We start from the raw sequence: 14838 nt of genomic DNA, 5'->3' as shown, positions 1-14838 counted from the left end.
GACGTCTTCACGCTTTAAACTGCGCTAATGACATCACAATGCTTTCTATAAATAAATGTTATTCAATGATTATTCTAGTCTTGATCAGTTTGACTTGTACTGTTGCTGTATTGTTGACGTAGTGATTCTCTTTCTAGTGCACGTCGTTTCAGTTGCTCGAAGGAATTCGTATCGGAATTACTTCTCAAGGTATTCACTTGTTGGGTTGTATCTGATTTACGATACATGTAAGCCCCCGTGCGATAAGCCGCACGTGAAATCAAGTGTCCACCTACTGGAGAAGTTAAGTTGATGAAAACCAATGCCAAAATCATACGTACACTAAAGTAACCTTGATATGAAATGAAGAACACGATAACACCTACTAATGTCAGTAGTAAGGATAACGTAGAACTTTTCGTTGCAGCGTGGCTTCGTAAAAAGACGTCATGGAATTTCACGAGTCCGATTGAACTAATCAACGCAATGATACTTCCGAGGAAGATCATAAAGGACGCTATCAAATTAACGATTTCGTTTACTGTTCCCATTAAAGACGTGCCCCCCTTCTATGAATCGCGAAATAGATACCGTACTTACGAAGGAAATAATCGCGATTAACAGGATGGAATCCAAGAAAGAGACGGTTTTAAAGATAATACTTAACGTTCCTACCAGTGACATCAAGATAGCACTTGTCGCATCGAAAGTTACGACACGGTCTGCAGTGGTAGGTCCTTTGATCAACCGATATAACGTGATGAACAAAGCAATACAAAAGATAATCGCTGCTGCAGTGATAAAGAAATTCGTGAGTGCTTCCATTAATGTGTCACCTCCAGAATGAGATTTTCGTATTGCTTAATACTACTCAACAATTTCTCTTTCTCCTCGTCGGAAATATCGATCGCATGGAGGAAGAATTTTTTATTTTCTTTAAAAATACGAATTACCGTTGATCCAGGCGTGATGATGATTAAGATCGTGAGGAATGCGATTTCCCAATCACTTTCTAAATCTGTTTCGTAAGTCACTAACCCTGGATTCATATCATTCGTTTTAAATAAAATATAAGTAATGATCGAAATACTAGATGTAGCGAGCTGATACAAATAAACAGCTAAGAACTTAATCGCAACCCATATTTTTTTTATGTAGAATTCTTGTCCGAAGAAACGATGTAGAATATAGATTACGAGTAAACCGATGAGATAACCCGCACAAAATGTCGTCAATTTGAACGAATCTTCATCTTGAAAGAGGACCCATAAGAAAGCAATAACAATATTTAATACGACTTGTCTCACTGTCTATCATCCTCCTTAACTAAGTGCGGGTTGACGGTTTGTTCATAAACACCATCATCCAAGTTTAAGTGTGTCGCTTCAGAAGTCACTTTGAAGACTGCAGGTGCGAAAATACCGAGTAACACGACAGCGCCTGCAATGACGCCAATGACACCTTTACGATATCTTGGAATGCGATTGTATTTAATTTCTTTACCATTTTCTTCATCACCAGAGTACATGACAAAGAAGATTCTAAAGAGTGAATACATCGCAATTAAGCTTGTGATGATAAGTAATGCTAAACCGATGTAATTGCTATTTTCGATTGCGCCGTTGAAAATATATAATTTTCCTGGGAAACCACTAAATGGCGGTACACCACCGATTGCGAGAATCATGATAAAGAAACAAACACCGAAGAACGGTTCCTTTCTCGCTAGACCATAGAGCGAGCAGTACTGACGATAACCTGTCATGTACACCAGCGCACCGATGATAAAGAACAACAGTGTCTTGACGATGATGTCATTGACGAGGTAGAAGATCGCACCGTTAACCCCTTCAAATGTGTGTGAACCGAGCCCGAGAATGATATAACCGATGGATAACACAACTTGATAAGCTGCGATTTTCTTAATATCTCTGTAGGCAAGGACACCAAAGGCACCAATAATCATCGTTAAACAAGCTAGGAACACGAGTAATGGGTGTGTAATTTCAGCATAGCTATCAAAGATTAATGTAAAGAATCGGATAAGTGCATATGCCCCTACTTTTGTCATCAATGCTGCGAAGAGTGCAGCAAGTTCTGTGTTTAATACCGCATATGCTTTCGGTAACCACATGAACACAACCAATGCTGCTTTAGAAGCAAATGCAACTAAGAACACCATTGAAATGATGAGTACAGTACGATTATCGTTTAACTCACTGATACGTTGTGCCACATGTGAGAAGTTTAAAGTACCAGTTAATTTATAAAGTAAACCGATACCGAGTAGTAGCAACCAAGAACCCAGTATGTTTAATACGACGTAAATGATGGCAGCTCTCAATTGTTCAACTGATTGTCCTAACGTAACCAATACGAATGATGCAAGGAGCATAACCTCGAACATAACGTAAAGGTTAAATAAGTCTGCTGTTAGGAATGAACCAATCACTCCGACTGTTAGGAATAAGATAAAGCTTGGTAAGTAGTAACGAATGGCACGTTTTTCAGCACGGCCAAACCCATAAGCGATAATCATTGTGACAACGAAGCTTGATGTTGTAACAAGTAAGAGACTTAATGGGTCACCGACGAATTGAATCCCAAACGGTGCGCGCCATCCCGCAAAGTCTAATACGAGCGGTTTATGATTCATGACGTAAATTAATAAACACAACGCTAGGATGGTTGTAACAGCCATGACCCCGCCAGATAAGATACGTGATAAGAGATTCCGTTTACGAATAAATACAAGTAATAGTGCACCGACCATCGGGAGCAACATGAGTAAGATTAAGAGATTATTCATCGTTGTCATCCGCTCCTCTCAGTACATCGATTTCATCCTCTTTCGTTACGCGATAAGTTCTATAAACTAACACGAGTAGAAAGGCTGTCATCGCAAATCCGATAACGATCGCTGTTAACACTAAAGCTTGGAGTAACGGGTCCACAAAGTATTGTTTTCCCGAAGCAATCAACGGCTCCGACATATGCTGACCATAATGACCCATGCTCATAATGATGAGGTTCCCTGCATGAGTGTAAATGGAAATCCCGATGACGATTCTGATGAGATTGATTGATAGTATCATGTACGTTCCAATAAATACTAAGAAACCAATCACCAATAACAAGATCATATTCATGAGCGACCACCACTGATTGACAACATGACGGTTACAACGACGCCGACGACTGTGAGTAAGACACCAGATTCAAAGAGCGTCACGGTTGTCACGTGTAAATCACCTAGTAACGGCAAATCTATATGTGCATCTGTTTGGTAAAGGAACGGTTTACCGAAGAACATCGGAACGACAGCCGTTGCGACAGTAATCAATGAGCCGATGATCATTAAAATTCTAAAATCAACAGGTAATGAGAGGAGAACCTGTTTCACATCGAAGGCCAAGAACATGAGTAGAAATGCCGAACTGAAGATGAGTCCTCCAATAAAGCCACCACCTGGATTGTTATGTCCTGCAAAGAACACGTAGAAACCAAATGTTAATAAGATAAAGACGACAATTTTCGTTACCGTTTTTAAGACAACATCATTCTCTTTCATCTTGACCCCTCCGATCTTTAAAGTTAAGTAACGTATAAATACCTAATCCTGCAATAATCAATACTAAGGTTTCAAACATTGTATCAAATCCACGGAAGTCACCTAAGATGGCGTTGACGATGTTTTTACCACCCGCAAGTTCGTCTGCTTTATGATAGAACGTTGAAATAGTACCGATTGAATCACTTTGTTGTGTCACAAAGATAAGGAAGACAACGGTTAATGCCATGATGAGTGAGACGATAATCTTGATTGTTTCACGTCGTTTGTTCACATTGCTACGCGGTACGTTTGGTAAGCGTGAGAAGCTGACAATAAATAACATCGTCGTAATCGTTTCAACCACAAGTTGCGTAAGCACTAAGTCTGGTGCTTTCATCACGATGAAGAAGATGATCACCGCATAACCTATAATACCGTTCAAGATAACCATTGTGAGACGTTGACGGATAAAGATCAATGCGATACCTAGAATGAATACGATGATCGTAATGATTACTTCTAACGGACCAAACTCACCGACGTGAATTTGATGTAAGTGTGGCATGCCTGCTCGAATCGCACCATATACAACGAGCGCCATGAAAATTAATAGCGTCACGATAATGTAATGGTTTAAGCGGTTGTTCATTAAACCACGAACTGCATAACCAGAATTATGTTCAAACAAACGGTAAATGCTAGCATAACCGGATGTAAGAGAACCACGTTGGAATTTGTCTGCGATGCGTTTCCAGTCGATAGAAAGGACAGCGATAAATCCAACGACGATGACGATGACACTTAAGATTAATGGTAAGTTGACACCGTGCCATTGTGAAATGTGTGGCGCATATTGATCGACGGCTGAACCGATTGTCATACCACGTAACGCTGGCAGAATGACCGCATCTCCAAATACATTTGGTATGAAGAAGATGACCGGTATGAGCACTGCTAAAATTGCAGAAGGTAAGACGAATAATTTCGGTTCGTGTACATGATCGTTCGGGATATCAGCTTTGTTATAGTCACCCCAGAACGTTTCTTTCACTAAATGCACACCGTAGATCAATGTAAAGATACTTGCGATCACACCAATCGTAGCAATAATCACAGTTAAAATCGTACCAAACTGTGGTAAATCCGTTGCATTAACTAAACCATCAAAGAACATTTCTTTACTCAAGAAACCGTTCAAGAATGGAATACCTGCCATTGAGAGTGCGCCGAGTAACATCACGATATGTGTGATAGGTAATACTTTTCTCAAACCTGATAAGTTACGAATATCACGTGTACCTGTTTCATGGTCCACGATACCGGCACCCATGAAGAGTGCACATTTATAAATCGCATGGTTGAAGAGATGGAATAATGCTGTGAATAAGATGAATGCATAGGCACTTGCGAGTCCATCTGATGTGTGTTGTGCAAATCCACCGCCGAGACCAACCATAGACATAATCATACCGAGCTGACTGATTGTAGAATATGCAAGAATACCTTTTAAGTCATATTGACGGATGGCATTCACAGCACCGAACATCATGGTGATAAGACCTGCGAAAGTCACAACATATATGTAGAAATCACTGAGACCTAATACCGGTGTGAATCTAAGTAGTAAGTATATCCCTGCTTTTACCATAGTTGCAGAGTGTAGATAAGCACTGACCGGCGTTGGTGCCGCCATCGCTTTTGGTAACCATACATGGAATGGAAATTGCGGTGATTTAGTAAATGCACCAAGTAATAACATGATGATAATTGGTATGAATAATGGATCATGTGCGAGCTCAGATTTTTGAGCTAAAATTTCTGTAATCGTATTTGTTCCAGTCACACTGTAAATCATCATGAAGCCGGCTAACATAGCCAAACCACCTAATACAGTAATGACGAACGATAACATGGCACCATATTGACTATCATTTTTACTATACCAATAAGAAATAAGTAAGAAGGAAGAAACACTTGTTAATTCCCAAAAGACGTACATTAAAATCGTATTGTTTGAGGTTACAACCCCTAGCATACTTAACATGAAGAGCAATAGATAAGCGTAGAAACGAGGCAAATTATCTTCATCTGCTGATAGATATTGTGTTGCGTAGAAAAATACGGCAACACCAATAACTGAAATGAGTAAGCCGAATAGTAAACTCAACCCGTCTAGCCTGAAGTCGATATTGACATCTAATGCTGCGACCCAAGGGATTTTAATCGTAGTGAAATGACCCTGGAGTACTTTTGGAATTTGCACTAAGAAGTATACAGAAGCAATGACTGGAGCAATGAGTGCAAGCCAACCAGCGTAACGTGCTAACTTAGTATGACTCAGTGTGAGTAACACGAGACATATGATAGCGATAATCGCTATAAATAGGTAAATCAAGCTCATTCATTCACGCCTCCTTTGTTATAGGTTTAAAGCAATCGTCGTTAGACTTGCTTTTTCGATATACCAATAAATTTCATTGTTTCTATTGTCGTTTGATGGCCCAAATATTTTTGGATAATAGATATTGATATACCCGATTGATATGCGTGATAAGCAAACGTTTTACGTAAGGTCGTTAAACCGATATGTAACATGCCGATATCAGCTGCGGCAGCACGTATAATACGATATGCTTGTTGTCTAGATAGACAATGATGTGTCCGATTGGATTGGAACAATAAATCGCAATCATTTAACTGTTCATGTGAGATGTATTGCGAAAGTTCTTCACGTAAATCTTCCGGAAACATAATGTGAATATTAGCCGCGTGGGGCTCTACCCAATATAATTTGATCTCTCCAGAATCATTTTTTAAATCTTTGACCGTTAAATGTAATAATTCAGACAACTTTACGTCTGTATGTATGGCGAATTTAAAAAATGAATAATCACGTTGGTATCTCGCGCGTAACACCTCGTACATCGCCTTAATTTCATTCATGTCTCGAATGGGATTGACTTGATTCATATAATCACCCCTATCATATATGTTCCATAAACAATAATAAACTACATTTAAGTAACATGAAAGTGTTACATATTATTTCAATTATATTTAACCCCTTTCATCATCGCTTTCGATATATAAAGTAAAAGGAGGTCATTACAATGAACCAAGCAGAACAACTCGCATTGACTTTAATTCAGACCAAAGTGAACGAGGAGGGCAAAGCCGTAACGTCTCGTAGACGTTTTACCCAACTCAACCCCAATGTAAGCCAAAATTCAATGAAAGCTTTCAAACAAATCATTGAACTTCTAGTCGATGAAAAATTTGAGTCGATTCAAGTCACACGTACAACTGAACTTAACTAAGGAGGGATTTAACATGAATCAAACATTAGAACTCATTTTCACTGATCACACCAATAAACAGATCAAATTCAGTTTACCAAACATCATCACTGTACCAAGCGAAACCGTCATTCGAGATAACATGAAGGCACTATTAGATTTGGATATCTTACGTCCCACAAGCGGTACACCAAGCCGTGTGCATAGTGCCCAGCTCATCAGTAAAACGACACAAACGATTTTCACGAACCAACCTACCCATGCGTAGGACATGAGCTTTAAACCAAAATAAAAGGTAGCGTGTTCAAGCGTTGTGAGGGAGTCTATCTTCCTCACAGTGTTTGACTCGCTACCTTTTTATATGTTTGTACTGATGTGACTCTAATATAGCGTATTGTTTGAAATGGCGTTCAGTAAATTAGTCTTGCTTCATCTGTTTTGCTTTCGGTATTAATAGTTGAAGTAAAATAAATGCAAGTAACGCAATACCGACATTGAGATAGAAGCCAAATGTTGCACCTAGGTATGCATCAGAAATTGATTTTCCGATCGCATAAAGACTGCCGGAAAGTGCGACACCAAATGCGTTACCGAGTGAAGAAGACATTTTATAAATACCTGAAGCCATACCGACTTCTTCATCTGGAGCGTTTTCAAGTGCCGTATCCATTGACGGCGTCGCATAAAATCCGAGACCTAAACCATATAAGAAATAACCGATCACACAACTGACGACATAAGCGACAGGTGGTAAAAAGACGAAAGAAATACATAAGATGCCGAACATATTCAAGATACTTCCAATGACCATTGGCTTTTTCGCACCTAAATGTTGGAGTATCTTCTCCCCGACTCTAATCGTAACGATAACCGTAATGAGATATGTAATCGTTAACGCGCCTGATTGAAATTCATTGAAGCCTAATGCTTCTTCAGCGAATGAATTACCAACAATGAGTGTCCCTGCGACCGCATTCATTAAGAAATTGGAAACCGTCGCACCGGTATAGCCTTTATTTGCCAGTAATTTAAAATCAATCAACGGATGCTGCTTTTTCACTTCCACTAATATGAAAAGGAGTCCCGCAATGATAAACGTGCCGAACGCGCCAAGAATAGTAAAGGATAACAAACCGTACTGAGATGATTGCGTAATGACAAAATTCAAACTAAAGATCATGATGATAAAAATCACAGTGCCGACAAAATCAATTTTTTGATGTTGATCTTGCGTAGCTTTCGATTCGGGCGTTCCTTTTATAAGTATCATGGAAAGGATAGACAACACAATAGAGATGACAAAGATCCATTTCCACCCTACTGTTGATGAAACGAGTCCTCCTAAAAATGATGCGACGCCGGCACCACCCCATGATCCAATAGACCAATAACTGAGTGCCATCTGCCGCTTTTCTTCATCGAAAAAGGCCTTAATTAAAGAAAGTGTAGACGGCATAATGACAGCTGCAGAGAGCCCTTGAATCACACGTCCAATGATTAATAAGAAGACCCCCGGGGCGATGACGACAAATAATGAACCAATAATATTGAGGGCAAGCCCGATATAAACCATTTTGACATAGCCGTATTTGTCTGAAAAATTACCTGCTACAACGACGAACATACCTGCGAAGAGCGCCGTGATACTGATCGCAATGTTAATTGTACTGCCACTACTATCAAAATCCTGTTGAATCTTTGGTGCTGCATTTAATAATGAATTACTGAACAACCAAAACGTTAAAACACTGAGCACGATTCCTATCAGCAGTGTGCTCCCATTTTTGACATTTCTTTTGTTTCTCATTTCATTTCACTCCGAATTTTAAATGTTATATAATATCACACTTACATATGCTATTCCTTTTATAAATATTATTTCAAGGTAAAAGATATAAAAATTATTTATTGTTTAAAATAGTTTGCTTTAGCAACTTTAAGTGATAAAATATATCAGTATTATTTTTAAAAAAGGAGCATCTGATATGTCGGAAAACACTATGACAAAATCGAAAAGAAATATAATAGTCGCTGTCATGCTTGTCAGTGCCTTTGTCGCAATGTTAAACCAGACTATATTGAACACTGCTCTGCCCGTCATCACTGAAGAAATGAACATCACTGAAACGACGGCTCAGTGGTTAATCACAGGCTTTATGCTCGTTAACGGAATTATGATTCCACTTACAGCATTCTTCATGGAAAGATATACGACCCGTGCGCTATACATCTTTTCTATGGCTACATTTGTGCTCGGTTCAATTGTCTCTGCACTCGCACCTAACTTCGCCATCTTAATGACTGCACGTGTCATTCAAGCGGTCGGTGCCGGTGTGTTATTACCTTTAATGCAATTTACTGTATTCACCCTCTTCCCCGTTGAAAAACGTGGTTTCGCGATGGGACTTACAGGTATCGTTGCACAATCAGCTCCGGCTATTGGGCCTACCGTTACCGGTCTTCTCATCGATCACTTTAGTTGGAGAATGCCATTCCTCATCGTAGCAGCGGTTGCACTGCTCGCATTTGTGATTGGTGCACTCTTCGTTCAAAATAAAGGCGAAACAAAAGCTATCAGTCTCGATAAAATTTCAGTTGTTTATTCAACATTTGGTTTCGGACTCGTCCTTTATGCATTTAGTAGTGTAGGTCAACTTGGCCTTAAATCTCCTTTAGTATATATTACATTCATCGTAGGGGTTATCATCATTGCGATCTTCGTCTCACGTCAACTCAAATTGGATACCCCATTACTTAAAATGGATATCTTTAAAAACAAAACATTTACACTTTCTTCAATCGGTACAACATTCGTATTCATCGGTATTGTTGGACCAGCTTTACTCATCCCAATCTATATACAAGATGGCTTAGGTTTATCTGCGTTGCTATCGGGTATAGTTATCCTACCTGGTGCAATTGTCAATGCATTTATTTCTGTCTATACGGGTAAAATCTATGACAGATTCGGTGCCAAAGTGTTAATCATTCCAGGATTTACACTTTTAACCATCATGACAATACTACATTCTTTCTTAACTGTAGACACACCTTATTGGTACGTTGTTGTGATTTATGCGATTCGCATGTTCTCTGTCGGACTCATCATGATGCCATTAAATACAGCAGGACTTAACGCATTACACAACGATGAACTTTCTCATGGTACTGCAATCATGAATTCATTGAGAATTATCGCCGGTGCTATGGGTACAGCTATTAGTATTACGGTTATGTCTGTATTCTCAAGAATGTTTGTAGAGCACGGAAATCCAAGCGGCACAAAAGAAGAAGTCATGCAACAAGCAACCGTTCGCGGTGTCGATGCAGCCTTCATCTTTACAACCATCTTAATCGTTGTTGGATTTATCCTTTCTGCATTCATTAAAGAGAAAAAACAATCTAACCATAATGTTCAATAGTAAGAACGCAAGTGAAATAATTTCTTAAAATAATTTCTTAAGAAGAAAGGTAGATGACTATGAGTACATTTTCTAAGGAAGAGAAAGTTGAAATCCTATCTGACATCGTTGGTATAAAAACGATTAACGATAACGAGATTGAAGTTGCAGAGTATTTACAAGACCTATTTAAAAAACATGATATCGACACTGAAATCGATAAAATTAACGACAAACGTGCAAACTTAATCGCCACAATCGGTGAAGGTGAACCTGTCGTTGCTATTTCTGGTCACATGGACGTCGTTGATCCTGGTGATGAAGATGATTGGGAACACCCACCATTTGAATTAACCGAAAAAGACGGTTATCTCTATGGCCGCGGTTCTGCTGATATGAAATCAGGTTTAGCCGCACTTGCCATCGCAATGATTGAAATCAAAGAAAGTGATGCACTCGAAAAAGGTACTATTAAATTCTTAGCAACTGCTGGAGAAGAAATGGAACAAACAGGTTCTCAACAACTTTACGAAAATGGTTATATGGATGATGTAGACGCGCTCATCATCGCTGAACCATCAGAAACATCTCTTGTTTACGCACATAAAGGTTCTATGGACTTCCGAATTACTTCAAAAGGTCTGGCATCTCATAGTTCAATGCCTATCCTTGGTAAAAACGCAATCAAACCTTTAATCGACTTCATTCAAGCAATCGATAAAGAATATCAAGAAGCATCTAAAGATATTCAATTCGAAAAAATGGACTTCTCAAAACTGCTTGACTTAGCTAAAGAAAAAGGCCGTGACGACATCGATGACGATGTGATTGAAAGTGTCGTTTCAGGCTTAGTTCTTAATAACACAGTCATTAAAGGTGGTAACCAAGTTAACTCAATCCCTGAAGTTGCAGAAGCTGAATTTAACGTACGTACCGTACCTGAGTTTGGCAATGACAAAGTAAAAGAACTATTCCAAAAACACCTTGATAAAGTAAATGACGCAGGTGGCGATCTTAAATCAGAAATGTTCTTAGACTTAGATCCCGTACTTACAACTGGTGACAATGACCTCATTAAAACTGGTCACGACATCGCAAGTGACATGTTCGATGAAGAAATCATTATCACTCCTACTGTAGGGGTTACAGATGCTTCAAACTTACTCAGAGGTAAAGACGAAGACTTCTCTTTCTTAATGCTTGGACCTGGTAGCACACCACACCAAGTAGATGAAAATGTTAAAAAAGACACTTACCTAGACTTTATTGATTACTATATTAAATTATTAACAACATATATCAATAATCAATAAGACTTCAATCAATATAGATAAACGAAGCGTGGCCGTTGTAACGTATAATGCGTTGCAGCGGCCACATTTTTGTATTAAAAAGAGGGATGACTTTAATCATCCCTTACTCCCTTACTCGATAGTCTACTCTTTTTCTCTTACGCTTGTACGTAACGTTTTAAGTGTTTAGATGTTAGCGTATCTGCTTCATCAATAAAGTCTTTCGGAGTACCACTGTAGAGGACATTACCCCCTTCTAAACCTGGACCTGGTCCAATATCAATCACCCAGTCTGCTTTACACATCGTGGACAGATTATGTTCAATAAGGATGACTGTATTATGATTTTCTATTAAATCATTAAAACGATCCATTAATAATGGAATATCCGCTTCGTGTAATCCGGTCGTTGGTTCATCAAAGACGAAGACTTTATGCTCATGATCTTCTATCAAGTACTGACTCAATTTGACGCGTTGGATTTCACCACCAGAGAATGTAGAGAGTGGTTGACCAAGTGACATATAACCTAAGCCTGTTTTGGCAACTGAATCTAACACACGGTGAATATCTTTATGCGATTCAAAGAATGACAGCCCTTCTTTTACGGTTAAATCAAGTACATCTGCGATAGAATAGCCATCTACTTTTGCCTCTAATACTTCATCTTTATAACGTTTACCATGACAGACTGGACAAGTTTGTGAAAAGTCACCCATAAAGGCAAGTTCTGTTTTTACATAACCTTTACCACCACAATTTGGGCAACCGCCTTTAGAGTTATAACTAAACATCGCTTTTTTCAAACCGGTTTGTTTACTGAAGAAACTTCTCACTTGGTCAAAAATGCCTAGATACGTCATTAAGTTAGATCGGCTAGACCCTTGTAGTGCTTTTTGACTCATAAAGATGACATCATCGTCGTCTCTAAATCCTGCTTTAACGAGTGTACTCTTACCTGATCCTGCAACCCCTGTTAACACAGTTAACGTTTCTTTCGGAATAGTGGCCTTAACTTCTTCTAAGTTATTTTCAGTAATGGGTCCGAGTTCGTAATAACCTTGAGGCTCACGTACCTCTTTTTTGAGATGGTGCGTTTCTGAAAGTGCTCGACCAGTCGCTGTATCAGATTCTAGCAAGTCATCATACGTTCCTTCAAACGTAATTTGACCGCCGTCAGTACCTGAACCTGGTCCCATATCGATGACATAATCCCCTTCTTTAATCACGTCAGGATCATGTTCTACAATCAATACGGTATTCCCTTTATTTTTTAGAGATTGTAAGATTTCATTGATCTTCGCAATATCTTCCGGATGTAGACCCACACTTGGTTCATCGATGATATAAACAAGATCGGACAATGGACTATTGAGATGGCGAATTAATTTGAGACGTTGTGCTTCCCCACCGGATAATGTCGTCGTTACACGATCTAACGTGAGATAACTGAGTCCGATATAATCTAATGCTTCGAGTTGTTCAAGCAGCGGTTCGATAATGTATTTCGCCGTAGGATCATCAAGTTCTTTCAGAAAATCAATATTTTCTTTAATAGTCATTTGTGTAAAATCAGAAATATTATAGCCATTGATCTTACAACTTAACATTTTCTGATTAAGTCGTTGACCGTGACAAGTTGGACACACTTTATTCGTCACGACATGTTTTAGATGTTTCGCATAACGTTTTTTATTAAATTCTTTATCTCCTAAAAAGATACGACTAAATCTATGAATGAGTCCCACATATTTTGCTGATTTACGCCATTCTTTAGGTGGATTCTCTAATTTCATCGGTTCTTGATATAAAAATAAATGTAACTCTTCATCTGTATAGTCTTTTAATTTTTTATCATTATCGAATAACCCACTATCACGATAAGCTTTACCACGTTCTTTATCTGGACCAAATGATGGGAAATCAATCGCACCTTCATTGAGTGATTTATCCCAATCGAGTAGTTCATCCAAGTTAATATCTTCAATGTAACCGAGTCCCTCACACGTTTCACACATGCCACTTGGACTATTAAATGAAAAAGCGTCTGAGTAACCTACGAAGGGTTCCCCTATCCGAGACCATAACAACCGCACTGAAGCATAAATATCAGATACAGTTCCAACTGTAGAACGTGAATTACCATTAAAGCGTTGTTGGCTAATCGTCATCGCTACAGGTAGGTTTTGGATTTCTTTGACTTCGGGTCTCGGCTGTTGGTTTAAATGAAACTGTATGTAACTGGAATAACTTTCATTCAATAATTGTTCTGACTCAGCTGCAATCGTATTAAACACAAGTGAAGACTTTCCTGAACCAGATCGTCCAGTAAATACGCTAATTAAATGTTTAGGTACGGACAAATCAATATTTTTTAAATTGTTTTGCACCGCACCTTTGATGTTAATATAATCCATACGTCTCCTCCTCTATATCTCGTATGTGATATCAATGGTTAAAAATGCGTCCAAAAATCTCAAATTGATCAGCGCGCAATCGAATTACGTTTTCGTTGACCCGTTCAATGCCCTAGTACATAAGCATCAAACGCAAAAAACTTATTTCTGATTATATATGATCAAGAAATACGTTTTAAAACTTAAGGCATGATGCGCACAAATTAACTGCTTCAAATATGAAGCTTAACGATATTGTGCGCCGCTTGCCATGAAAATCAATTAAGATTCATTCTTTTTATGTTCAATAACTTCTGTATCTCTATTATCCGCAATGTTGCGGGCCCGCTTCATGGCATCTTCTTTTTTATCAAAACTGTCAGTCGCTTGTGATGCTTGGTCGGTTTTCACTTTCCATTTATTATCTTCATAATAGACATGGACATCACGATCATCTAATGATGGGTCGGATGATTGATTATCATCATGTTCTGTAATTTTCTTATTTTTTAATTCTTTAAGCTCAGAGTCACTAGCATCCTTGTACCAACTTTCAGCTTGTTTCGTAGCGATCGGGATTGTATCATCTTCACTGTGACCATCTTTAAGCATGGCGTTTCCAATATCAATCGCTTTTTTACGCTCTAACTTATCCATGTTCTTCCAACTTTGTGGATAGTCATCCATTGTCCAAGGCATTTACGATCATCCTTTCATCCAGTTCTTAATTGTCGTTTACCACTCTTCGCTTTGGGATAAACCCAGCATTTTAGGCTTACTGCAAGTTTGATTTTCTTAGATAATAACCTAAAAACATTATATGAAATTTAAATATATGTAGAATGTAATTTTTTACCTTTGAATTATGATTTAACTTGTATGATTTAGGGAATTTATGGGAATGATATCATCATATGTTCA

General features: G+C 38.6%; 15 protein-coding genes. 4 read left to right on the top strand and 11 right to left on the bottom strand.

The genetic code is table 11. The features are described 5' to 3' along the window. Positions 1-74: 74 nt before the first annotated feature. The 8 genes from ACSBRB_RS05580 to ACSBRB_RS05545 are packed head-to-tail and all read right to left on the bottom strand — an operon-like array spanning position 75 to position 6502. A complete protein-coding gene (locus ACSBRB_RS05580) occupies positions 75-530 on the bottom strand; it encodes a Na+/H+ antiporter subunit G (RefSeq protein ID WP_435031952.1) in 456 nt (151 codons plus the stop codon). After that, on the bottom strand, positions 505-804 hold the full coding sequence (gene mnhF2 / locus ACSBRB_RS05575; RefSeq protein ID WP_435031951.1) for a Na+/H+ antiporter Mnh2 subunit F: 300 nt from the start codon (positions 802-804) through the stop codon (positions 505-507). Before mnhF2 ends, ACSBRB_RS05580 begins: the two co-directional genes overlap by 26 nt. Further along, complete coding sequence (gene mnhE2, locus ACSBRB_RS05570; protein WP_435031950.1) at positions 804-1286, bottom strand: Na+/H+ antiporter Mnh2 subunit E; 483 nt, start codon at positions 1284-1286, stop codon at positions 804-806. Before mnhE2 ends, mnhF2 begins: the two co-directional genes overlap by 1 nt. Next, positions 1283-2788, bottom strand: coding sequence for a Na+/H+ antiporter Mnh2 subunit D (gene mnhD2, locus ACSBRB_RS05565; protein ID WP_435031949.1), 1506 nt, complete (start codon positions 2786-2788; stop codon positions 1283-1285). Before mnhD2 ends, mnhE2 begins: the two co-directional genes overlap by 4 nt. Continuing rightward, complete coding sequence (gene mnhC2 / locus ACSBRB_RS05560; RefSeq protein WP_059108046.1) at positions 2781-3128, bottom strand: Na+/H+ antiporter Mnh2 subunit C; 348 nt, start codon at positions 3126-3128, stop codon at positions 2781-2783. Before mnhC2 ends, mnhD2 begins: the two co-directional genes overlap by 8 nt. Next, positions 3125-3550 (bottom strand): Na+/H+ antiporter Mnh2 subunit B, encoded by a 426-nt coding sequence (gene mnhB2, locus ACSBRB_RS05555; RefSeq protein ID WP_059108045.1) that lies wholly within the window; start codon positions 3548-3550, stop codon positions 3125-3127. The genes mnhC2 and mnhB2 overlap by 4 nt, the downstream gene beginning before the upstream one ends. Continuing rightward, positions 3537-5933: a DUF4040 family protein gene (locus ACSBRB_RS05550; RefSeq protein WP_435031948.1), complete on the bottom strand. Its 2397-nt coding sequence runs from the start codon at positions 5931-5933 to the stop codon at positions 3537-3539. The genes mnhB2 and ACSBRB_RS05550 overlap by 14 nt, the downstream gene beginning before the upstream one ends. A 41-nt stretch (positions 5934-5974) precedes the next feature. Next, positions 5975-6502: a tyrosine-type recombinase/integrase gene (locus ACSBRB_RS05545; protein ID WP_435031947.1), complete on the bottom strand. Its 528-nt coding sequence runs from the start codon at positions 6500-6502 to the stop codon at positions 5975-5977. A 140-nt stretch (positions 6503-6642) separates the two neighbouring features. Here ACSBRB_RS05545 and ACSBRB_RS05540 point away from each other — a divergent pair, with 140 nt between their 5' ends. Both ACSBRB_RS05540 and ACSBRB_RS05535 read left to right on the top strand, forming a co-directional pair. Next, positions 6643-6849 carry a DUF1659 domain-containing protein gene (locus tag ACSBRB_RS05540; protein ID WP_059108042.1) on the top strand — a complete coding sequence of 69 codons (207 nt, stop codon included), beginning with the start codon at positions 6643-6645 and terminating at the stop codon, positions 6847-6849. A 13-nt stretch (positions 6850-6862) separates the two neighbouring features. Beyond that, entirely contained in the window at positions 6863-7096 is a 234-nt protein-coding gene (locus tag ACSBRB_RS05535) for a DUF2922 domain-containing protein (protein ID WP_435031946.1), read from the top strand. 150 nt (positions 7097-7246) lie between these two features. On the opposite strand, the gene ACSBRB_RS05530 is transcribed toward ACSBRB_RS05535, so the two are convergent. Next, complete coding sequence (locus ACSBRB_RS05530; RefSeq protein WP_435031945.1) at positions 7247-8635, bottom strand: MFS transporter; 1389 nt, start codon at positions 8633-8635, stop codon at positions 7247-7249. A gap of 178 nt (positions 8636-8813) precedes the next feature. Here ACSBRB_RS05530 and ACSBRB_RS05525 point away from each other — a divergent pair, with 178 nt between their 5' ends. Both ACSBRB_RS05525 and ACSBRB_RS05520 read left to right on the top strand, forming a co-directional pair. Further along, positions 8814-10250, top strand: a complete 1437-nt coding sequence (locus ACSBRB_RS05525) for an MDR family MFS transporter (RefSeq protein ID WP_435031944.1) — start codon at positions 8814-8816, stop codon at positions 10248-10250. A gap of 59 nt (positions 10251-10309) precedes the next feature. Next, positions 10310-11542, top strand: a complete 1233-nt coding sequence (locus ACSBRB_RS05520) for an ArgE/DapE family deacylase (protein ID WP_435032098.1) — start codon at positions 10310-10312, stop codon at positions 11540-11542. A gap of 137 nt (positions 11543-11679) precedes the next feature. On the opposite strand, the gene ACSBRB_RS05515 is transcribed toward ACSBRB_RS05520, so the two are convergent. After that, complete coding sequence (locus ACSBRB_RS05515) at positions 11680-13938, bottom strand: ATP-binding cassette domain-containing protein (RefSeq protein WP_435031943.1); 2259 nt, start codon at positions 13936-13938, stop codon at positions 11680-11682. Between the two features lie 261 nt (positions 13939-14199). Beyond that, positions 14200-14616 (bottom strand): DUF2188 domain-containing protein, encoded by a 417-nt coding sequence (locus ACSBRB_RS05510; protein ID WP_435031942.1) that lies wholly within the window; start codon positions 14614-14616, stop codon positions 14200-14202. Positions 14617-14838: the final 222 nt, after the last annotated feature.

Origin of the sequence: Staphylococcus auricularis (genome assembly GCF_051172115.1) — a bacterium.
GTDB lineage: Bacteria > Bacillota > Bacilli > Staphylococcales > Staphylococcaceae > Staphylococcus > Staphylococcus auricularis_A.
This window is presented reverse-complemented; position numbering and strand designations above follow the sequence as displayed.